We start from the raw sequence: 19,876 nt of genomic DNA, 5'->3' as shown, positions 1-19,876 counted from the left end.
GCCGCTGCGGCAGTCAGCTTATCTATCTATTGCACATTGCCTGGGAGACAGATCATGACCGAACTCAAACGCGTCCAACGTATCGATTCCACCCCGTTCCAGAGCCCGACCGAGCAGAACGTGCAGGGCTGGGAGCGCATCGGCTCGCTGGCCGGTGGCGTGATCATGGTCGGCAAGGGCCTGCGCCGTGGCGGCGTGTTCGGTCTGATTCAGGTGGCGATTGGCGGCGTGGCGATGGCTCGTGGCATCACCGGGCACAGCTCGATGAAAAGCCTGCTGGAAAAAAGCCGCGAGGACATGAACAACGTCCGGGCGAAGATCGAACGGGCCGGGGAAGAATTGAGCAAACTCAAGGCCAATGCCGAAGCAGCGACCAGCACAGCCACGGTGACTGGCAATGACTCGGTGAAGTCGCCGAAAGCCGGGGTTTGATTCGAGATCTTCGTTGAGACTTCTGGCCTCTTCGCGAGCAAGCCCGCTCCCACATTGAACCGGGTTCCGTCAGTTGGAATGCGATCATCGGTGAAATCACCAAAAGCCGGGGTTTGATTCGAGATTTTCGTTGAGGCTTCTGGCCTCTTCGCGAGCAAGCCCGCTCCCACATTGAACCGGGTTCCGTCAGCTGGAATGCGATCAAATGTGGGAGCGGGCTTGCTCGCGAAGGCGGTATTACTGAAGCAATGCGCTATCGAGAACTTTCGAGGATTCGCCCAGAACACCCTCGGCCAGTTGCACAAACGCCTTGGTGTCCACCGTCCCGAGATGCATCGTCCCGCGCAACACATCATCCAGCGAACGCTTGTTACGCGTCTTCAAGCGAATCTCGCGATCGAGCTCCTGCAGCACAACCACCGCTTTGGCAACTTGCGCCGGGCTGATCTGTTCGCCGCGCAAGGTCGTGACTTTCTGACTTTCCCTAATCAATTTCGCCTGTAACGCCTGATAGCGCTCATCGCTCATGCCACCGGCACGGCGTACCAGTTCGATCGCGTAATACTCGGCAAACCCTTCGCTGATCCAGTCGCTGCGATGCTCGTCGTTGATCCGGCCGAACACCTGCGCCAGCTCACGCACCAGCGCACTGCTGCCACTCTCGCTGACCAGCGGCAAGTGCGTGTTCAAGTAGATCGATTCATGTGCGCCCAGACTGCCGCGCCACATCGGGTCGTTGGCGCCGACGATCAACAGCTTGCTCGGATGCCGTGGATACACGGCCTGCACCTGCGGCCAGATGAACGTCAGCAGCGTCAGCACATCCATGCGGCGCATCCCTTGCCCTTGCGGTGAGGCTACGGTGACTTCAGTTTCGCCCAGGCGCGTGCGGCGGCTGCCGAGGTGACCGGCGAGCATCCAGCCGGTCGGGCGGTCGAACAGCCGTGAGGGATTGTCGATGCGGAATGTGTTCTTGCCGATGCGCGGCCAAGCGGTTTCGACACTTTTCCAGCCGTTGGGCAATTCGAATTGCAGGCGTGACACCAGCTCGACGCCATCCTGCTGATCGAGCCTGGCCGCCGGCACCAGATCATCACCGCGCAGCAGCGCCCAGGTCGGGGTCATGCGCGTGTCGAAGCTGCCGTTCTTGCGGCCGTGGCTGACGGTGACGCGGTAGGTCAGGCTGGCCTTGTCGCCGCTCGGACGCCACAGGCCACGTGCCTGTTTGCCCGGTGTCAACTGCCACTGGCCGTCGGCCTTGAAGTCGCTGTAGTGGCTGCCGTCGCCGAGGTCGAAATCGAGACTGCGCACCGCTTCGCCTTTGGCCAGGGTCAGGCGCACTTCGGCCTGATCGCTTTGCGGCAACAGGCGCACGTGGTAATCCAGATCGACTTTCTTCGCCGCCCACACTGGCGCGCTTAGCGCCAGCAGGCCGATCAACGATGCCCGCAGCAATCCCCCAGCCATACACACTCCTTGTTGAATCCTGGAACCCTTGGTACTTACCCGGCGCGGAAAATCAGATGATCTTCCCAGTCATCCTCCGGCACGCTGCCTTCGGCGAGCATGCGCCCGGACTGGGAAATCCGTTCGTGGTGCACGGCGTCACGATCGCCGCACACCAGGTGGTGCCACAGCGGCAGATCCTTGCCTTCACTGACCAGACGATAACCGCAGGTCGGCGGTAGCCATTTGAATTCTTCGGCCTGGCCCGGAGTGAGCTGGATACAGTCCGGGACAAACTGGATGCGATTCGGGTAGTCGCTGCACTGGCAGGTCTTCAGGTCCAGCAGTTTGCAGGCGATGCGTGTGTAATAGACGCTGTTGTCTTCTTCATCCTCGAGTTTCTGCAGGCAGCACAGACCGCAGCCGTCGCACAGCGATTCCCATTCCTCGTGATCCAGTTGCTCGAGGGTTTTGCGTTTCCAGAACGGTTCGACTTTGGCGGCCATGGCTCAAGCATCAACATCAGGTGGTGAAAAGGCCGCCAGTCTAGTGCCCAAGGCCTTGCGGGCCAAGCGCTGGCGACTGTCGGTAAATCGCGCTTGTCAGGCGAATCGCCGCCCAGTAGGGTTTTGCCACGAATTCATGACGCAAACACAGCAAGGAATCTTTCGATGAGTGCCAACCCTCGCGTTGCCGATTACGCCATTCACCCGCAGTTCACCGAGCGCTGGTCGCCCCGCGCCTTCACCGGTGAAGCGATCACGGAAGAAACCCTGCTGAGCTTCTTCGAAGCTGCACGCTGGGCACCTTCGGCCTACAACTCGCAGCCGTGGCGCTTTCTGTATGCGCGTCGTGATACGCCGAACTGGGAGCGCTTCCTGGGTCTGCTCAATGAATTCAACCGCAGCTGGGCGCAGCACGCTTCGGCACTGGTGATCGTGATTTCGAAAACCACCTTCACCGCCCCCGGCGCCAGCGAAGAAACCCCGGCGCTGTGGCACACCTTCGACACCGGTTCGGCCTGGGGCCACCTGGCGCTACAGGCGAGCATCAGCGGCTGGCACACCCACGGCATGGCCGGTTTCGATCAGGAGCTGACCCGCAAAGAGCTGAATATTCCGGAAGGTTATGCGCTGCACGCGGCGGTCGCTGTCGGCAAGCTGGGCGACAAGGCAACCCTGGCCGAGTACCTGCAGGCCCGTGAAACGCCGAGCCCGCGTCGTCCGCTGAGCGAGTTGGTGGCTGAAGGCAACTTCACCCTGTAAGCCACCATGCAAAAACCACTGTAGGAGTGAGCCTGCTCGCGATGGCGTAGTGTCAGACAACATCAATGTCGACTGACACACCCTCATCGCGAGCAGGCTCACTCCTACAGGTATCGCGGTGGATTTAATATCCGCGGTTGAAATCCACTTCCCCGCGCAACGCTTCACCCGCTTGATACGCCTTCAGATTCTCGACGAACAATTGCACCATCAACGCCGGCGACGTCGGTGCCGAGCTGTGCCCGGTGAGCAACAAGCCCCAGGCGGTCCAGAACGGATGGCGTTGTGGCAACGGCTCCTGACGGCAGACGTCGATCACCGCGCCCGCCAGATGCCCTTCCTTCAAGGCTTCCACCAGATCCGCGTCAACTACTGCCACGCCGCGTCCGACGTTGATGAACAGCCCGGTCGGTTTGAATTGCTTGAACAGCGCCGCGTCGTAAATGTCGTGGGTGTGCTCGGTGTTCGGCAGCAGGTTGACCACGTAATCGACCGCGCCCACCAGCCGTGGCAGATCCGCCATCGAGCCGACCTCGACAAACGGCGCCTGCTCGCGCGCGCTGCTGGCGATGCCGTACAGCTCGACGCCAAACGGCAGCAGGAACTGCGCCACGCTCTGGCCGATATCGCCGGTGCCGACGATCAGCACCTTGCGCCCGACCAGGCTCTGGCCGGTGCGATTGTCCCACTTGCGCTCGACCTGGCTGACCAGGCGCGCCAGCACTTCCCGCTCGTGACCGAGCATGTAGGTCAGCACGTATTCGGCCATCACCTGACCGAAGATCCCCACCGCACGGGTCAGGCGGTAATCGCGGCGCAAGCCGTCGGCGAGCAGCGGCGTGATGCCGGCCCAGGTCGATTGCAGCCATTGCGGCTGGTGGCCCTGACGCAGCAGGGTCGCCAGCAGATCAGGCTGCCCCAGCCACACCGGGCAATCGGCAGCCTGACGGGCCAGTTCGGCAGAGTCGCCACTGGTCAGTACTTCAAGTTCGGGGGCCGCCTGACGCAGCAGCCGGGCGTACACCGCGTGGTCGTGTTCAGCAATCAGAACGCGCATCTTCAAACCTTTCGCAAACCGTGCAGGCAACCGCCGAAAGAGCCGTGCTCCTTCGTGGCGGTCGTCGCCGTAAAATCAGTTCCAGGGTGGCAAGAGACCCAGAACAGGGCCTCGCAGATCAGACCGGGTCGTTGCGTCGCAGCAACTCTTCGGGCAGGTGTTCAATGTACTCGTCCTCGGCCGGTGGCATTTGCAGGTGATAGCCCTGCTTTTCGAGGTTTTCCAGGACCACGGTGATGTCCTCGCGCGCCAGTGTGCGCTCAGGGGTCAGCACCAGGTCAAAGGAATGCTTCGCCTTGCCGAAGGCCGCCATCAGCGCTTCGGGCACGCGCTCCAGAGCATCGCTCTTGAGCACGTAAAGATACATCCCGGGTTTCTTCGAGCTTTGGTAAATGGAGCAAATACGTTTCAAGGCTGTTCTCCGGCGGTGGCCAGGCTGTCCAGCAGCTTCTGGCCCATGAGTTCGCGGCGCCAGCCACGCAGCGACTCAGGCAATTGATAAGGGCCCTCGGGGAAGCCGCTTTTGACCAGCGCTTCGAGGGTTTTCTTGCGCAGCATCAGTTCCGGTGCGATACCCAGACGCTCAGCTTCGACCTGGCCGAGGGCGCGCAGTTGCTTGATCAGCGCCGCCGCTTCGACCGGCAATGGCTCCGGCACCGCCGGCGGCCATTGATCAGGCCCCACACTGCCAGAGCGCTTGATCAGATCAAGCAGAAATTGGCCATCCTGACGCACGGTACGCGGGTGCATGTCTTCGATCTTGCCCAGCGCGGCGAGGTTGTCCGGTTGCGTGCGGGCCAGCGGCCACAGCGAGTGCTCACGGACGATGCGGTTGCGCGGCAGATCACGGGCACGCGCTTCTTTTTCACGCCAGGCGCACAGTTCACGCAGCACCGCCAGTTGCGCACGGGACAGTTTCCACGCCAGTTTGGCTTCGCGATAGACCTCGTACGGGTCGGTCTCGCGGCGCAGGTTGGCCACCAGTTCGGCGCCGTCCTCCAGCACCCAGGCGAATTTGTCGTCGGACAGTTTCGGTCGCAGCTGTACGAAAACTTCCGCCAAATGCACCGCATCTTCGGCGGCATAGCTGATTTGTGTGTCGGAAAGTGGACGCTGCAACCAGTCGGACCGGGTTTCACCCTTCGGCAACTCAATGCCCAGCACTTCCTGCACAAGTCGCGAATAGCCCATCGAGAACCCGAGGTTCAGGTAGGCCGCTGCCAATTGTGTGTCGAAAAGCGGCGCCGGCAGGCTGCCGGTCAGGCGCAACAGCACTTCGAGGTCTTCGCTGCAGGCGTGCAGGACTTTGAGCACCGCCGGATTTTCCAGCAACGCCGCCAGCGGTTGCCAGGCGTCGATGGTCAGCGGATCGATCAGGTAGGCGCGTTTGCCGTCGCCGACCTGCAACAAACCGGCAATCGGGTAGAAGGTGTCGACCCGCATGAATTCGGTGTCGAGGGCAACGAACGGCAGCTGCTGCCACTCGGCGCAAAACTGCGCGAGGCTTTCGTTGTCGCGAATCCAGTGAATATCGATGGCCACACGGCTCTCCCTTGAAGAATGGCGCGCAGTATATATCGCCGCCGGCGTTTTACGCGCCTGCGCTGGGCCAGAGCTGTAACGAAATGTCCTGCCAGACAGAAAGAATAGTCTTACAGCGAGGTTCGCAAGATTAATCCGAGCGTAATGATCCATGACGCGTTACCAGGAGAGCGGTATTTAGTTTTTAAATAACACTCGGGAAATCTGATTTGTCCGCACCGCGTGGCCGCGGCCTAATCGATAGCCTCCGCAATCCAGAGTCTACCGATGGAAAACGTCCGCGCTACCTCCCGCCCCGCTGTCTGGCTGATGATCGGCATCATGCTCGTCGCGCTCAATCTGCGCCCCTCCATGGCCGCCGTCGGACCGTTGCTGTCGGCGATTCGCGGCGATATCCCGCTGAGCTTCAGCGTCGCTTCGCTGCTGACCATGCTGCCGGTGATGGCGATGGGGCTGGCGATGTTTTTCAGCATCGGCATCAGCCGCCGGCTGGGCGAGCAACGCACGGTGATCCTGTCGCTGTGGATTATCGGCCTGGCGACACTGTCGCGACTGGTGCTCGATTCGGCACCGCAGTTGATTGGCAGCGCGGTGCTGGCCGGGATGGGTATCGCCCTGATTCAGGCATTGATGCCCGCGCTGATCAAATCACGTTTCCCCGATAACGTGGCGCTGTGCATGGGCCTGTATGTCACGTCGATCATGGGCGGCGCCGCGCTGGCCGCCTCATTTTCGCCACTGGTGCTGGTGCAGACCGGCAGCTGGCGCATCGGCCTGGCGATCTGGGCAGGACTGGCCTTGCTCGCGTTGCTGGTCTGGTGGACACAGTCGCCCCCGTCATCCATCCAGAACACCCCTGTAGGAAAACAATCCTTCACGCGTAATTCCCGCGCCTGGCTGCTCGCCATCTTCTTCGGCCTCGGCACGGCGTCCTACACCTGCGTACTCGCCTGGCTGGCGCCGTACTACGTGGAACAAGGCTGGAGCGAACAGCACGCCGGTTTGCTGTTGGGTTTTCTGACGGCCATGGAGGTAATTTCCGGGCTGGTGACGCCGGCCATCGCTAACCGCAGCCGTGATCGACGGGCAGTTCTGGCAGGGTTGCTGCTGCTGATCATCGGCGGGTTCTGCGGATTGATCCTCAGCCCGCAACACCTCAGCCTGCTGTGGCCGTGCCTGTTGGGGCTGGGAATTGGCGGCTTGTTCCCGATGAGCCTGATCGTCTCGCTCGATCACCTCGACCACCCGCAGCGTGCCGGCAGCCTGACCGCGTTCGTGCAAGGCATCGGCTACTTGATCGCCGGGCTTTCGCCGCTGCTGGCCGGAATGATCCGCGACCAGCTCGGCAGCTTCGAATGGGCCTGGTGGTCGCTGACTGCAGTGATGGTGGTGATGTTGCTGATAGTCCTGCGCTTTGACCCTCGGCACTACGCCCGACACATCCGCTGAACCAAATACCATCGCCGGGCTAGAGGCTTGTTGCCATCTTTTTACGGTTTATTTGCCGACGTCGTGTTGCTAAAAGTTTCTGTCCCACTGGCGACATTGAAACGTCCTACAGGGCTTTGTCCTGGCACCATCGTTCCGCTACGATCATGCGCACACGTTTGCGCGGATTCAGCGCAAGGAGCACAGCGAGACGGAACGGATGCTGAACAGTAACTTGCTTCGAAAGCTCGACATGCAGGATCTCATGGTGTTTATCGCCGTGTATGAGCAAAGCAGCGTCACGGATGTCTCGGAGACGCTGTGCGTCAGCCAGTCCACTGTCAGCTACTGCCTGAAAAAATTGCGCACCAGTTTCGAAGATGAGTTGTTCATCAACACCCGCACGGGCATGCGTCCCACCTACAAGGCCGGCACCATGTACGGCCATGTGCAGAAAATCCTCGAAAGCATCAACCTGTGCCACGCCGGCGCCCCGGCCTTCGATCCGACCCGGCAAGCGGTGACCTTCAATATCTGTGCCCCGGAATACTTTGAGCAACTGGTGTTGCCGCGCCTGTTGAAGCGTTTCGACTTCGACGATTTGCCGGTAGTGGTCAACATGCACAAGTTCGAGACCGACGTGCCTGCCGACGAATTGCGCGACGGCAGCCTCGATCTGGTGATCTGTTTCGGTCCCAACTTCCACCGCAGCCACACCGACCTCAAGTCGCGAATGCTGCTGGAAGATGATCTGGTCTGTGTCTTCGACAAACGCGCCACGCCGCTGGAACCGCGGCTGAGTCTGCAGGCCTTCACCGAACGGCGGCACGTGTTCCCGACACCGTGGACCTCCACCACCAACATGGTCGACGGCTGGCTGGCGCGTCAGGCGCAAAAGCGGCAGATCGTCGCGCGCTCCAACAGCTACAGCGCGGCATTGAAGATGATCACCGGCACCGACTTCATTCTCACCTTGCCCCGACGCATCCAGCGCCTACTGACCAAAGAGACGATATTCAATCACTGCGAGGCGCCGAACGGCCTGCCGGGGTTCACCCTCGACATGCAGTGGAGCCAGAACGCTGATCAAGACAGCGCCAACGTCTGGCTGCGCGAGCAGGTGATCAAGGTCTGCAGTGAGCTGGAAGCAGCCTGAGTCCTACACGCCGATGGCGGTCTTGGTGTAGGAATCGCGGTCGATATCGAGCAACTCCACGCACAACTGCACTTCGACTCCGGCCGGCCACTCGCACAGATCCTGCAACACCGCCAGCAGGCTCTCCGAGAGCTGCTTCTTGATCTGTGGCGAACGACCGCTGAGCAGCGCCAGCTTCACATGAACGAAGGCGCGCTCTCCCATGCCGGTGCCGACCTTGAAGGTTTCGACCTTGACTGCACGACTCTTGATGTCGAATTCCGCTGCGAACTGACCAGAACCCACCAGCGTATTGTTGAGCCGGATCAACGCCACGTCGGCATTGAGTTGCGGCAGATTGGCGGTGTATTCCAAATGCAGGTGTGGCATTCAAGTGCTCCAGTCAGTCGGCAGAAAGATCGTACGTATACCACAGCACAGCCCTACTCTCCTGCGGCTTTTTCGGCGGTTATCGAGGCCGGTGGCTGACGCAATGCCAGGCTTTCCCACAGCGCAACGAGCACCACGATCGCCGTGGTCAACGCCCCGAGCATCAACGCCGAAACCCACTGGTTCAACGCCAGCGGCAGTGCCAGCGCGAGCAACACCAGCCCCGCCACATGCGACAAGGGCGGCAGCGGCCGGTCGGACATGACCCACTTGAACAGCGCATTGCCCAACAGAAACAGCCAAGGCCCGCCCACGATCACCAGGATCCCGGCGTCACTGGCGTGATCCGGATGCACCAGCACCAGTTCGTCGGCCACCGCACTGACAATCACCCCGGCAACAATCAGCACATGCAGGTAGGTGTAGGCGATGCGCGCCTGGCGCCCCGGGTCGCTCGAATGCGCGATACGGTGATGGGCGCGCTCGGCGCCGCTGTCGAAGTACACCCACCACATGCCGATGCTGCCCAGTACCGCCACCAGAAACGCGATGACCCCGGTGAGGCTCAGCGTCAGTTCGGCAAAAGTCGCACCGGTGACTAGCAACGACTCGCCCAGGGCGATGATCACGAACAGTGCGCAACGCTCGGCCATGTGGTTGCCTTCGACGTTCCAGTCGCTCAACGACGACCGCCCCAGTCCCGGCACCCAGAAATACAGCGAAGGCGAGATCAGTTCGATCAACAGCGCCAGCGTCCAGCACAGTAGACGCTGCTGTCCGTCGAGAAAGGCTCCGGCGATCCAGAACACTCCGGAAAGCATCAACCACGCCAGTATCCGCTGGAAGTTGCGGGTCATGCTCAGCGACTCGCCACGCACCGCCCAGATCGCAAACAGCGTGCGCCCGACCTGCATGAACACGAACGCCGAGGCAAACATCAGTCCGCGCTCGGTGAAAGCCTTGGGGATCGAGGACGACAGCAACAGACCGGCGATCATCAGCCCGAACAGGCCGAGACGGATCGGCAGTTTTTCCGGGTCGAGCCAGTTAGTGATCCACGAAGTAAAAATCCACACCCACCACACCGCGACCATCAACAGCGCCACCTGCACCGCGCCCAGGATCGACAAATGCGCGAGCAGCGAATGCGAGAGCTGAGTCACGGCAAACACAAACACCAGATCGAAAAACAGCTCGACCATGCCGACCTTGCCACTGTCGAGACTGCCGCGCCCACGCAGCAACGAACGGGAAATGCTCATCGGACTGGTCTCCAGCCGGGGTCATTGTCATTGAGCAAAGCAGGCGGACCTGACGAACGCAAACCCTTGTAGGAGTGAGCCTGCTCGCGAAAGCGCTGTGTCAGACAACATTGATGTGACTGACACACCCTCATCGCGAGCAGGCTCACTCCTACAAAAGATTTGTGTGGGGGTCAGGGCGCGGTCAGTGGCCGTTCACTCATGAACGCCTCAAGCCGCGAACGCAGCCAGCGCTCGGCCGGATCGCTGTCGACGTGGCTGAGCCAGACCATCGACAGATCCAGCATCGGCGTTTTGAACGGGAACGGTTCCTTGAACAGCAGCCCGGAGGCGGCCATGGCTTCGGCGGTGTAGTCCGGCAGGCTGGCGATCAGATCAGTACCGGCCAGCAACGCCGGCAGCGCGCTGTATTGCGGCACCGACAACACCACATGCCGAGTGCGGCCGATTTCCGCGAGCCATTCATCGGCATAGCCGCTGATGTTGGCCGTGTGCGACACCAGCACGTGCGGACGTGAACAGTATTCGTCGAGGGTCAGCGGCGAATCCGAGGCATCGGCGCGCAGGATGCTCGGCTGGATATGCCGCAGCAGTTTGCGCTTGGCATTGGCCGGCAAACCCCGGGTCTGGCTGATGCCGACGGTGATGTCGCCGGCGGCCAGCAGGTCGGGGATGCGCCAGTAATCGACGTGCTGCACCACGAATACCACGCTGGGAGCCTCTTGGCGCAGCGACCGCAACAACGGAGGCAACAGACCGAACTCGACGTCATCGGACAGGCCGATCCGGAACGTCATGTTGCTCACGGCCGGGTCGAAGTCGTGGGTCAGGCTCAGGGCCACAGACAGTGAGTCGAGGGCCGGCGACAGGTATTTGAACAGTTCCTCGGCTCGGGCAGTCGGCTCCATGCGATGGCCGACGCGAATGAACAGCGGATCATTGAACATCGCGCGCAAGCGATTGAGCGCCGAACTGATGGTCGGCTGGCCGAGAAACAGCTTTTCCGCCGCCCGGGTCACGTTGCGTTCGAGCATCAAGGTCTCGAACACCACCATCAGGTTGATGTCGGCCTTGCGTAATTCATTTCGATTCATCCATTGCCCCCGCTCCCCAGACTGTCGGCAGTGTATGAAGTCCTTGGGACTGACGTCTATCAGACGATTGGCGGTTTGTTCGACAATTTCACTGAACCGTCAGGGTTTTCAACCCCAGCCCCATGACTCGCGCATCGTCATTGAACCCGAGTTTTTTCGGGCTGATCGCATCGGGCAGATGCAATTGGACATTCAGATATTCCTCGGCCACCTGCGCTGCGCTGAGCGGTATTTCCAGCCGATTGCCCTGCACCTGAGTCAGCCGCGTCGACAACGCCTCTACGCCATTGATGCTGACGATCACCCGCTGACTGAGGTTCGGCGGCATGGCAAAGGCCAGGGCATCAATCACCAGCGCATGCGATCCGGGAGCGACGCGCAGTCGCAATTCTGCATCCTGTCCATCACTCCAGGTACCCCAGGCTTCCGGCGTGGACCAGCCTTTGACCAGTTGCCGGGTGCTGCGGTTGAACGTCTGGACCAGTCCCGGCTGGCTCAAGGGTATCGACGACAGCGCTCGCCCCTGATCGACCATCGCCAGACAGTCATTACAGTGTTTCCAGCCCGGGGCCAGCACGACAAAGTCGTCGACCCGGGTCAACAGATCGGTGTCGCTGTGAATGCTCTTGACCGCCAGCTCCAGCGCGTCGTCATCGAGGATGTACAGCGAATCGCTGTCGTACTGGCCGCTGGCGACTTGGCTTTGCGTTGTGCGCAACAGTTTGTCCAGCGCCTTGGGGCTCGTACGCCCCAGGTAAGCCGCGTCGGTTTTCAACCCATGAGTGCCGGCAAAATCGGCAATCGCCTGCCACTGATCAGGCTGATTTTTCGGCGTCACGGCACGGATGCTCTTGTAGTGCGCCGCTGCACTGGCCCAGAACGGATCATGCATCGGGCTGACCCAAACCGAAGCTTCGGGCAGCATTTTCGCCGCTCGCAAACCAGCCCATGCAATCCGGGTATCGACGACTTGCACCACCAGCGCCAGCGCCAGCAGCCCCATGGCGATACGCGGCCGATACCCGCGCACCACCAGGTAGGTGAGCAGAATCACGATGGCATAGAACACCGGCCAGAACATCCGGCCCGAAGCGCGAAAAATACTCGCTGCACGCAGCACGAATTTTGGCAGCGGATAGCCGAACGTCTGCAGGCCGAAACCGATCTGGTTCGACAGCGCGAACAGCGTCAATCCGATGAACGCCAACAGCAATAAAGGTCGACTGCACAACAATGTCTTCAGCGAGATGCCGCTTCTGTACCAGCCGATAGCGGCCAGCGGCAGAAGCAACAAAACACCTAGACCCAGGTAGTTGAAACCTTCGTAATCGCCTGCCCCCTTGGGAATACCTGGCAAGACAAACGACCAACCGTCTGCGTCTACCAGCGACAGCAGGTTCATTCGATAAAAGCCGAAACCGCCGCCCGCCGCACCATCGGTAATACTGAAATAACCCGCCTGCCAGCAGCACAGGCTCACCAGCGCGAACAAGCCGCCCAGCTCGATAAGGATCTGACGGCGAGTCAGCTTGCCAGCCCACAACTTGCCCAACAGATCCGCGACCCAGATCAGCGCCACCATGCCCAACAGGTACGCGTGAACCAATGCCGTCACGGCGAGCAATGCCCCCCACGTCAAACGTCGGCGCTCAAGTGCCGGGTGAAGTGCCAGATACAGCGCCGCGAGAATCAGGAAGTGCCCGACCAGCGAAAGATGTCCACCGGTACGCAGAAACATCGGCGGCGAAAACACCAGGAGCCCGGCGCCGAGCAGGCGCAATAGGGGGTTGTCGGTGATCAAGCCGAGCAGCTTCCAGGCAAACCAGGCCTGCAGAATGAAACACGCCAGCAGCCATAAACCGAAATACTGGAACGTCTCCGGCAACCAGCCATTGAACGGTTTGAACAACAGCGCCAGCAGCGGATTGGAGTCGGAAAAAATGATCGCGCTGCCCAGTTCCATCCCATAGGACGGGTTCAGCCCGAGAGGAAAGGTCCAGGGTGAGTGGCGAAAGAAAACCCAGCCCAGGTAATGCGTCGCCGGATCACCGTCCCGGAGCCAGGCAATGTTTTGCGGATCGAGGGCACGCGGGCCGATCACCAGGAAAAACGCTAATGCGCCCAGCAGCAGCGGCAACAGCGCGAGGGCCGGATGTTTATTCAGATCCCTCATCGATACGTCCAGAAGTTATGCAGCACGAAGGTGAATGCCGGAATGATCAACGCTACGGCGCCGATGCCCAGCAAGTAATGAAGCCCGGCAATCTGCGCGGCCCACGCGACGAACATCGCCAGCAAGAACCCACCGCCGGAAACCAGCATGAAGCGCAGCAGGGTTTTGCCATGCAAACGGGCCGAAAAACTCCAGGTGGTGTTGATCACATAGGACACCACCGTCGCCACGGCAAACGCCACACCGTTGGCCAGCGGCGGTTGGGGCGCAACGAAATTGATGAACAGCACCGCCACCAGCGCATGCAGCGCGGTGACGAACAGACCGGTCATGGCAAAGCGCAGACCGCGCTGAATCAGCGCTTTCTTGTCGCTTGAGGTCACGGTTTACGCGCCAGCACAAACACGCTCAGACCGGCCAGACGATTGCTGCCCATCAGCGGCAGTTCAAGGCTGCACAGGGTCTTGAGCACGCCATTGACCAGCGGATGATGGCGCTTGAGCTGCGACTGCGGCGCTGCGGCCTGCGGTCCTTTGGGCAGCAGACGCAACGCCGCCGCGATCGGAAACACCGCACCGAAAAAGTAGGCACCGCGCTGCACCGTCAAACCGGCGTCGCGGGCCAGAGTTTCAAACTGCGCCAGGGTGTAGCGGCGCTTGTGCTCGAGGAAGTCGTCGTGACCGCTCCACAGAAACTGAAACGCCGGCACGGTCATCAGGAAACGGCTGCCGGACGGTACCTTGTCAACGTAAGCCTTGAGCAGACCGAGGTCATCGTCGACATGCTCCAGTACGTCCATGAGCAGCACCAGATCTGCGTCGATGGCGTCGATATCGCGGCGGTAATGCACCGGTTTGCCGGCAGTGGTCGCATCGGAATCGGCGGGATAGCTGATATCGACGCACCACGCCTCCTGCGCCGCGGTTTGGGTCAATAAATGGTGCGAGAAAAACCCCGAGCCGGCACCCACGTCGAGAATCCGTGTGATCGGTGCATCACCGAGCAGACGACGAGTCGCCGCCGCCTTGGAGCAGTAATACCAATGCTCGCCGATGCTGTCGCCAAGAATGTCGGTTTCCTTGAGATCCATGTTTCAGTCCTTGGGGTCGTAGACGCGACGCACCAGAAAAACCGGCCGGCGTTTGGATTCGATATAAGTGCGGCCCAGGTACTCGCCGAGCACGCCGATGCCGATCAGTTGCAGGCCACCGAGGAACGTCACCGCCACCATGAGCGAGGCATAACCGGGCATGTCGACGCCGTGGATCAGCGTGCGCACCACGATAAAAATGGCAAAGGCAAAGGACACCAGCGAGACCAGCGCGCCGATGTAAGTCCAGATTCGCAGCGGCTCGGTGCTGAAACTGGTGATACCTTCCAGCGCGAAATTCCACAGCCGCCAGCCGTTGAACTTGCTCTGCCCCGCCACACGCTCGGGACGCTCGTAATCAACGTGGGTGGTGCGAAACCCGACCCAGGCGAACAGACCTTTCATGAAGCGCCGGGACTCGGGCAAGGTCAGCAAGGCATCGACCACGCAACGATCCATCAGGCGGAAATCACCGACGTTTTCCGGCAGCGGTTGCTCGGCGATCTTGTTGTGCAGGCGATAGAACCAGTGCGCCGAAGTCTGCTTGGCCCAGGTATCACTGCGGCGGCTGATGCGGTGGCCAAGCACCACTTCGTAGCCTTCGCGCCAGCGCTCGATCATTTGCAAGATGACTTCGGGTGGATCCTGCAGATCCGCATCAATGGGGACGACAATCTGCCCGGAGGCAATCTGCAGACCAGCGGACAACGCCGCCTCCTTGCCGAAATTGCGGCTCAGATCGACGATCCGCAGACGCGCGTCGTGCTGCTGACGGTCCAACAACCGCTCAAGTGTGGCATCAGTGCTGCCGTCATTGACGAACACCAGCTCCAGCTCGATCGACGGCTGATGCTGAAACACTTCGTCAATGCGCAGGATGAACGCGTTGAGACTGTCCTCCTCGTTAAAAACGGGGACAACCAGCGATAACCTGACCCGTGTGGCCTGTGGCGTTCCGTGCTCAGTCAATGGAGTGCTCTTTTTATAGTGATTGTCGGTCGTCGAAGATTTTCGACGCCATGAGCCGTCCCGTATTAAGCAGTAGCGCCGATAGCCTTGCAAGGTGGAATTGGCGACATTTTGGCCAATCCAGACGCCGATGCGTGCGCTCTAGTCCGCACTCTTCAGAAACATCTGCCAACGATTGGAAACAAATGCCCGATAGCGAAAAAAACTCGCTCCGCTAGGCTTGCGACGATGCGCCACACAGGTTGTCGCAAACACCATCGCAAGGAGCGAACTGAATGTATTTCGAGATCTACCGCCAATCCAGAGGCACCCCGAGCACCGGCAAAGGCCAATGGCGCTGGAGGCTGCGGGCGGGCAACCACGAGACGATCGCCAGTGGCGAGTCGTATGTGAACAAGGCCGATTGTTTACATGTGATCGAATTGATCAAGGGCGTGCAGGGGGAGACGCCGGTGAAGGAGATCTGATCGCGCCGCGTCCTACAGCCTCTTCCTTTTTCGCCTGAATCACTGGCAAAGCACTTTTGCGCCCCTACGCTCTTCAGCGTATGGGGCGATCCAGCCCTGTTCCGCCACATGCCATTCAACTCAAAAAAGGAGCCGCACCATGGCTAGGGACAAAGCGAAAGACGACAAGCACTTCAACTGCACCCAAACGCACGAAGCCGACTACGTCGCCAGCCTCTATCCGCACGCCAGGGACGAAGTGAAAACCTTCCTGGCCTCGGCTTGCAAGGACAACACGCTGCGCAATTCGACGCACAAGCAAGTGTATGACCTGATCAAACAGAAGCTGGGGCACTCGCAGCCGTGAGTGACTGAGGCGGGTGCTCGATAAAAACCGCAGAAACAAAAATGCCCCGCAGCTTCACAGCTACGGGGCTATTTGCTCTGTTCGGGAACGACGTACATAAGACCTTGTCGTTACCAGAATCAAGCTAGGCGTGGGCCTCTCGGTCAAGAACATCCGCAACCCACTGATTGATGCTCTTTTGAGCCAATTGCGCTTTTACGGCAACAGTCGCATGAAGAGCTGGCGCCAAACGCAGACTGAGGTTGCCCGAATAAGGCTTTTGCGGGGCTCGACCCAATTTGGCGCAAGTCTCCAGATAGTCAGTAACAGCCTCTTCAAATGCTGACCGAAGCTCTTCTACAGATTCGCCATGGAAACCTACGACGTCCTTGATCCCTGCGATATGGCCAACAAAAAGACCATCTTCATCGCTGTATTCAATTCGAGCGGCATACCCGTTGTAATTCATCACATTCATGGAGTGACTCCTGCTTGGTCAAGAAAAGCCCGAGCATCACGAACCTGATAGGGCTTTGCTTCTTTATCCGGGTGAGGCCGGTGGAGCGTGGCGACCACGCCTCTCAATTCAAACCGAACTCTCGATCCATTGCCCTCCACGGTTTTGGCCCCGAGCGCGTTGAAAAGAGACTCGATGCGCGCCCATTCCAATGTAGCGGGGGTGGGTCGTGAAATAATCGCTGATCCATGAAGCGCCCCTTGAATAAACGGACAACGCCGCTCTCCAGGCTTGAAAAGCGGCGTCTTTTTGTCCTGATTCCGGTGTATATCGGGCACGCAAATCAGGATAGGGAGTGATTTGAAATAGAGCTGTAGGCAGACTCCGAGAGTTACGTACGAACAGGTATAAATCGACCTACGTTCGATTATCGACTTTTCAACCTCGGGTTCCGGCGACAGGATTTGCTCACTACTCAAGCGAGCAGAAACAAAAAAGCCCCGCAGCTTCTCAGCTACGGGGCTTTTTCTATGTATGGCGGAGAGATAGGGATTCGAACCCTAGGTACCGGTGAAGGTACAACGGATTTCGAATCCGTCCCATTCGGCCACTCTGGCATCTCTCCAACGGCGCGCATCATAACAACACTTCTGCGGAAAGCAAACCCTCTTTCGCAAATTTTCTCCGTGCTATCAGATGCTTGCGTCGATTAAAGCGGTACACCCAGACGCTTGGCGACTTCTTCGTAGGCTTCGATGACGTCACCGAGGCCCTGGCGGAAGCGGTCCTTGTCCATTTTCTTCTTGGTGTCCTTGTCCCACAGACGGCAGCCGTCCGGGCTGAACTCGTCGCCCAGGACGATCGAGCCGTCGCTGAACACGCCGAACTCAAGCTTGAAATCGACCAACAGCAGGCCGGCGTCGTCGAACAGTTTGCTCAGGACTTCGTTGACCTTGAGCGACAGTTCTTTCATGCGCGCCAGTTGCTCGGCGGTGCCCCAGCCGAATGCCACGACGTGGGATTCGTTGATGAACGGGTCGCCCTTGGCGTCGTCCTTCAGGAACAGTTCGAAGGTGTACGGGTTGAGCTTCATGCCCTCTTCGACGCCCAGGCGTTTTACCAGGCTGCCGGCGGCGTAGTTACGCACGACGCACTCGACCGGGATCATGTCGAGTTTCTTCACCAGGCACTCGTTGTCGCCCAGCAGTTTGTCGAATTGGGTCGGAATGCCGGCCGCTTCGAGTTTCTGCATGATGAAGGCGTTGAACTTGTTGTTCACCATGCCTTTGCGGTCGAGCTGCTCGATGCGCTTGCCGTCGAACGCTGATGTGTCGTTGCGAAACAGCAGGATCAAGCGGTCAGCGTCGTCGGTCTTGTAAACCGATTTGGCTTTGCCGCGGTAGAGTTCTTCACGTTTTTCCATGATGGGCTCCGCTTGCTAAGTAGATGGGCTAGGCGATATGGCGCCAGTCGAGCCCTGAATCTTGATCGGCCAGTTGCAGCCAGTCCGGGTCGCACCCGAGGGTGTCGACGAAACATTGCCGGGCCAGCTGCGGCAGGTTGTTCTTGCTGCTCAGGTGGGCGAGAACCAGATGCTGCAAGCCCTGCCACCCCAACTCGGCCACCAGGAATGCCGCCTGATGGTTGTTCAAATGTCCCAGCTCGCCGCCCACCCGTTGCTTGAGAAAGTACGGATAGTGACCACGAGCCAGCATGTCGCGACAGTGGTTGGACTCGATCATCAACGCATCGAGATCCCGATAGCCGTCCAGCACCCGCTCGCAGTAGGAACCCAGGTCGGTCAGCAGGCCGAAGCGCCGCTGCTCGTTATCACTGAATACATACTGTGTCGGCTCTTGCGCATCATGGGCCACGGCAATGACCCCGATGTTCAGTGCGCCGATCTGCAGCTGCTCGCCGCCGGCCAGAAAGCCTGCGGGTTCGATCGGTTTGCGCATCCCGCGCAGTGTGCCGCGACTGAGGTAGACCGGAAGATTGTAGCGCCGAGACAGCAAACCCACGCCATGCACGTGGTCGGCATGTTCGTGGGTTACGAGTATCGCGCTCAGTTGCGCCGGGTTCACACCCAGGCGCAACAGGCGTTTTTCGGTTTCCCGCAGGGAAAAACCACAATCCACCAGCACATACGTATCAGCGCTGGCGATCAGCGTGCCGTTCCCTTGGCTACCGCTGCCGAGAACGGCAAAGCGCATGTGATCAGCCCAGATTGTCCTGAATCACGCTCAACACTTTGCGTGCCACATCGGCAGGCGCAACGGTGTTGATGTTCTTCTCGACGGTCACCTGAACGTTTTCACCGACCTTGCTCAGGCGAACCTGATAACGCTCGGCGCGGGCTTCAACTTCTTCCTTGGTCGGCGCACTGCCGAACAGGCTGCTGAAGAAACCAGGCTTGTCGTCTTTCTTCTCGGCTTTTTCGGCCAGGTTGATGTAGTACAGGCCCAGGCTGCGGTTGATGTCTTCAACGCGCCACTGACCTTGCTCCAGCGCACGACCGACGCTCGACCAGGCACGATCCAGGTCCGGACCGACGTTCAGTACCGGGTTGCCGCTACCGTCTTCGCTGAGGCTGACACGGCTTGGGGTATCGAAGTCACGCGAAGCCAGCATCGACACCGAACCGCCCTTCTCGGAGATCCGGCTCATGCTCGCGAGCATGTCGTCGACCAGCGCAGCGTCCAGGCCAGTGTTGACCGAACGGTTGGTGAAATCGACATCGGCGGTGCTGCCGGCAGGACGCTCGGCGCTGACCACGTAGATTTCACTGGTGTTGCGCTGCACGCCTGGCTCGATACGCACCCGCACGCGGGTTTCGCTGTCGGCACCGACACCGGCTGCGCTCAGGCGCTTGGCCATGGCGGCGGACAGTTCGTCGGAATGCTGCCATTTAGTCGTGAACTCGCCGGTTTGCGGGCGCTGTTCATCCAGACGGAAACCGTTGTCCTGGAAGAACTGCACCGCCACTGGCCAGACTTCGGCCGGCTGATGCTGGGCCATGACCCAACGCGAGTCGCCGCTCTTCTGCAACGAGTAGTCGGTCGCGTCGGCAATCGCCGACAGCGGTTGTGGACGCGGCACCACGTACTCGCCCTTGGCGGTGTCATCAGCCACGTTGCGCGGGATCGGCAACAGCGGATCCAGACGCTTGGAGGTGCTGACATTCGGTGGCAGTTGCATCGGTGGAGTCTGTTGCGCTTCCAGGTAATCGCTACCACGGTCACGGAAATAACCTTCCGGGCCCCAGACCCATCCGCAGCCACTGGTGCTGGAGATAATCAAGGCAAGTGCGGAAAGTCCGGCCATTCGCTTCATGCGTTGTACTT

General features: G+C 60.0%; 23 protein-coding genes and 1 tRNA gene. 6 read left to right on the top strand and 18 right to left on the bottom strand.

Annotated features, from left to right (window positions below; translation table 11 throughout):
- Positions 1-54: 54 nt before the first annotated feature.
- Positions 55-432, top strand: a complete 378-nt coding sequence (locus tag V9L13_RS27810) for a DUF2892 domain-containing protein (RefSeq protein ID WP_003222608.1) — start codon at positions 55-57, stop codon at positions 430-432.
- 237 nt (positions 433-669) lie between these two features.
- On the opposite strand, the gene V9L13_RS27805 is transcribed toward V9L13_RS27810, so the two are convergent.
- Positions 670-1,899 carry a hypothetical protein gene (locus V9L13_RS27805; protein WP_338801054.1) on the bottom strand — a complete coding sequence of 410 codons (1,230 nt, stop codon included), beginning with the start codon at positions 1,897-1,899 and terminating at the stop codon, positions 670-672.
- 35 nt (positions 1,900-1,934) lie between these two features.
- Complete coding sequence (locus V9L13_RS27800) at positions 1,935-2,384, bottom strand: YcgN family cysteine cluster protein (protein WP_103485621.1); 450 nt, start codon at positions 2,382-2,384, stop codon at positions 1,935-1,937.
- Positions 2,385-2,549: 165 nt separating this feature from the next.
- Between V9L13_RS27800 and V9L13_RS27795 the strand changes: the two genes are divergently transcribed.
- Positions 2,550-3,143 carry a nitroreductase family protein gene (locus tag V9L13_RS27795; protein WP_338801053.1) on the top strand — a complete coding sequence of 198 codons (594 nt, stop codon included), beginning with the start codon at positions 2,550-2,552 and terminating at the stop codon, positions 3,141-3,143.
- A 124-nt stretch (positions 3,144-3,267) separates the two neighbouring features.
- On the opposite strand, the gene V9L13_RS27790 is transcribed toward V9L13_RS27795, so the two are convergent.
- The 3 genes from V9L13_RS27790 to rnd form a co-directional block, all read right to left on the bottom strand.
- Positions 3,268-4,200: a D-2-hydroxyacid dehydrogenase gene (locus tag V9L13_RS27790; protein ID WP_003222601.1), complete on the bottom strand. Its 933-nt coding sequence runs from the start codon at positions 4,198-4,200 to the stop codon at positions 3,268-3,270.
- Between the two features lie 118 nt (positions 4,201-4,318).
- The gene (locus tag V9L13_RS27785; RefSeq protein WP_103520908.1) at positions 4,319-4,612 is read right to left on the bottom strand and encodes a YcgL domain-containing protein; all 294 of its coding nucleotides are present in this window, start codon (positions 4,610-4,612) and stop codon (positions 4,319-4,321) included.
- Positions 4,609-5,742, bottom strand: coding sequence for a ribonuclease D (rnd, locus tag V9L13_RS27780; protein WP_027614515.1), 1,134 nt, complete (start codon positions 5,740-5,742; stop codon positions 4,609-4,611). The genes V9L13_RS27785 and rnd overlap by 4 nt, the downstream gene beginning before the upstream one ends.
- A 267-nt stretch (positions 5,743-6,009) precedes the next feature.
- Here rnd and V9L13_RS27775 point away from each other — a divergent pair, with 267 nt between their 5' ends.
- Together V9L13_RS27775 and V9L13_RS27770 are read left to right on the top strand one after the other, a co-directional pair.
- Positions 6,010-7,191 carry a cyanate transporter gene (locus V9L13_RS27775; RefSeq protein ID WP_338801052.1) on the top strand — a complete coding sequence of 394 codons (1,182 nt, stop codon included), beginning with the start codon at positions 6,010-6,012 and terminating at the stop codon, positions 7,189-7,191.
- 199 nt (positions 7,192-7,390) lie between these two features.
- The gene (locus tag V9L13_RS27770; protein ID WP_338801051.1) at positions 7,391-8,326 is read left to right on the top strand and encodes a LysR family transcriptional regulator; all 936 of its coding nucleotides are present in this window, start codon (positions 7,391-7,393) and stop codon (positions 8,324-8,326) included.
- A gap of 3 nt (positions 8,327-8,329) precedes the next feature.
- On the opposite strand, the gene V9L13_RS27765 is transcribed toward V9L13_RS27770, so the two are convergent.
- From V9L13_RS27765 to V9L13_RS27735, 7 genes are all read right to left on the bottom strand, one after another.
- The gene (locus tag V9L13_RS27765) at positions 8,330-8,695 is read right to left on the bottom strand and encodes a 5-carboxymethyl-2-hydroxymuconate Delta-isomerase (RefSeq protein WP_003222593.1); all 366 of its coding nucleotides are present in this window, start codon (positions 8,693-8,695) and stop codon (positions 8,330-8,332) included.
- A 53-nt stretch (positions 8,696-8,748) separates the two neighbouring features.
- Positions 8,749-9,957 (bottom strand): low temperature requirement protein A, encoded by a 1,209-nt coding sequence (locus V9L13_RS27760; RefSeq protein ID WP_338801050.1) that lies wholly within the window; start codon positions 9,955-9,957, stop codon positions 8,749-8,751.
- Positions 9,958-10,130: 173 nt separating this feature from the next.
- The gene (locus V9L13_RS27755; RefSeq protein WP_338801049.1) at positions 10,131-11,051 is read right to left on the bottom strand and encodes a LysR substrate-binding domain-containing protein; all 921 of its coding nucleotides are present in this window, start codon (positions 11,049-11,051) and stop codon (positions 10,131-10,133) included.
- Positions 11,052-11,139: 88 nt separating this feature from the next.
- The gene (locus V9L13_RS27750; protein ID WP_338801048.1) at positions 11,140-13,224 is read right to left on the bottom strand and encodes a DUF6311 domain-containing protein; all 2,085 of its coding nucleotides are present in this window, start codon (positions 13,222-13,224) and stop codon (positions 11,140-11,142) included.
- A complete protein-coding gene (locus V9L13_RS27745; RefSeq protein ID WP_338801047.1) occupies positions 13,221-13,607 on the bottom strand; it encodes a GtrA family protein in 387 nt (128 codons plus the stop codon). The genes V9L13_RS27750 and V9L13_RS27745 overlap by 4 nt, the downstream gene beginning before the upstream one ends.
- Complete coding sequence (locus V9L13_RS27740) at positions 13,604-14,314, bottom strand: methyltransferase domain-containing protein (RefSeq protein WP_338801046.1); 711 nt, start codon at positions 14,312-14,314, stop codon at positions 13,604-13,606. The genes V9L13_RS27745 and V9L13_RS27740 overlap by 4 nt, the downstream gene beginning before the upstream one ends.
- 3 nt (positions 14,315-14,317) lie before the next feature.
- The gene (locus V9L13_RS27735; protein WP_338801045.1) at positions 14,318-15,283 is read right to left on the bottom strand and encodes a glycosyltransferase family 2 protein; all 966 of its coding nucleotides are present in this window, start codon (positions 15,281-15,283) and stop codon (positions 14,318-14,320) included.
- Between the two features lie 275 nt (positions 15,284-15,558).
- Here V9L13_RS27735 and V9L13_RS27730 point away from each other — a divergent pair, with 275 nt between their 5' ends.
- Positions 15,559-15,750: a DUF1508 domain-containing protein gene (locus V9L13_RS27730; RefSeq protein ID WP_007963291.1), complete on the top strand. Its 192-nt coding sequence runs from the start codon at positions 15,559-15,561 to the stop codon at positions 15,748-15,750.
- A 139-nt stretch (positions 15,751-15,889) separates the two neighbouring features.
- Positions 15,890-16,096 (top strand): hypothetical protein, encoded by a 207-nt coding sequence (locus V9L13_RS27725; protein ID WP_003222579.1) that lies wholly within the window; start codon positions 15,890-15,892, stop codon positions 16,094-16,096.
- Between the two features lie 124 nt (positions 16,097-16,220).
- Here the strand turns inward: V9L13_RS27725 and V9L13_RS27720 are convergent, their stop codons facing one another.
- From V9L13_RS27720 to bamC, 6 genes are all read right to left on the bottom strand, one after another.
- On the bottom strand, positions 16,221-16,553 hold the full coding sequence (locus V9L13_RS27720; RefSeq protein ID WP_338801044.1) for a type II toxin-antitoxin system HicB family antitoxin: 333 nt from the start codon (positions 16,551-16,553) through the stop codon (positions 16,221-16,223).
- Positions 16,550-16,870: a type II toxin-antitoxin system HicA family toxin gene (locus tag V9L13_RS27715; RefSeq protein ID WP_338801043.1), complete on the bottom strand. Its 321-nt coding sequence runs from the start codon at positions 16,868-16,870 to the stop codon at positions 16,550-16,552. Before V9L13_RS27715 ends, V9L13_RS27720 begins: the two co-directional genes overlap by 4 nt.
- 197 nt (positions 16,871-17,067) lie before the next feature.
- A tRNA-Ser gene (locus V9L13_RS27710) sits at positions 17,068-17,157 on the bottom strand.
- Between the two features lie 84 nt (positions 17,158-17,241).
- Positions 17,242-17,955, bottom strand: a complete 714-nt coding sequence (gene purC, locus V9L13_RS27705) for a phosphoribosylaminoimidazolesuccinocarboxamide synthase (RefSeq protein WP_003222578.1) — start codon at positions 17,953-17,955, stop codon at positions 17,242-17,244.
- Between the two features lie 28 nt (positions 17,956-17,983).
- Entirely contained in the window at positions 17,984-18,745 is a 762-nt protein-coding gene (locus V9L13_RS27700; protein WP_102354439.1) for an MBL fold metallo-hydrolase, read from the bottom strand.
- Between the two features lie 4 nt (positions 18,746-18,749).
- Positions 18,750-19,865, bottom strand: coding sequence for an outer membrane protein assembly factor BamC (gene bamC, locus V9L13_RS27695; RefSeq protein WP_003222574.1), 1,116 nt, complete (start codon positions 19,863-19,865; stop codon positions 18,750-18,752).
- Positions 19,866-19,876: the final 11 nt, after the last annotated feature.

The organism is Pseudomonas sp. RSB 5.4 (assembly GCF_037126175.1).
Lineage (GTDB): Bacteria > Pseudomonadota > Gammaproteobacteria > Pseudomonadales > Pseudomonadaceae > Aquipseudomonas > Aquipseudomonas fluorescens_H.
The sequence above is the reverse complement of the archived record's forward strand: the minus strand, read 5'-3'. Positions and strand labels throughout refer to the sequence as shown.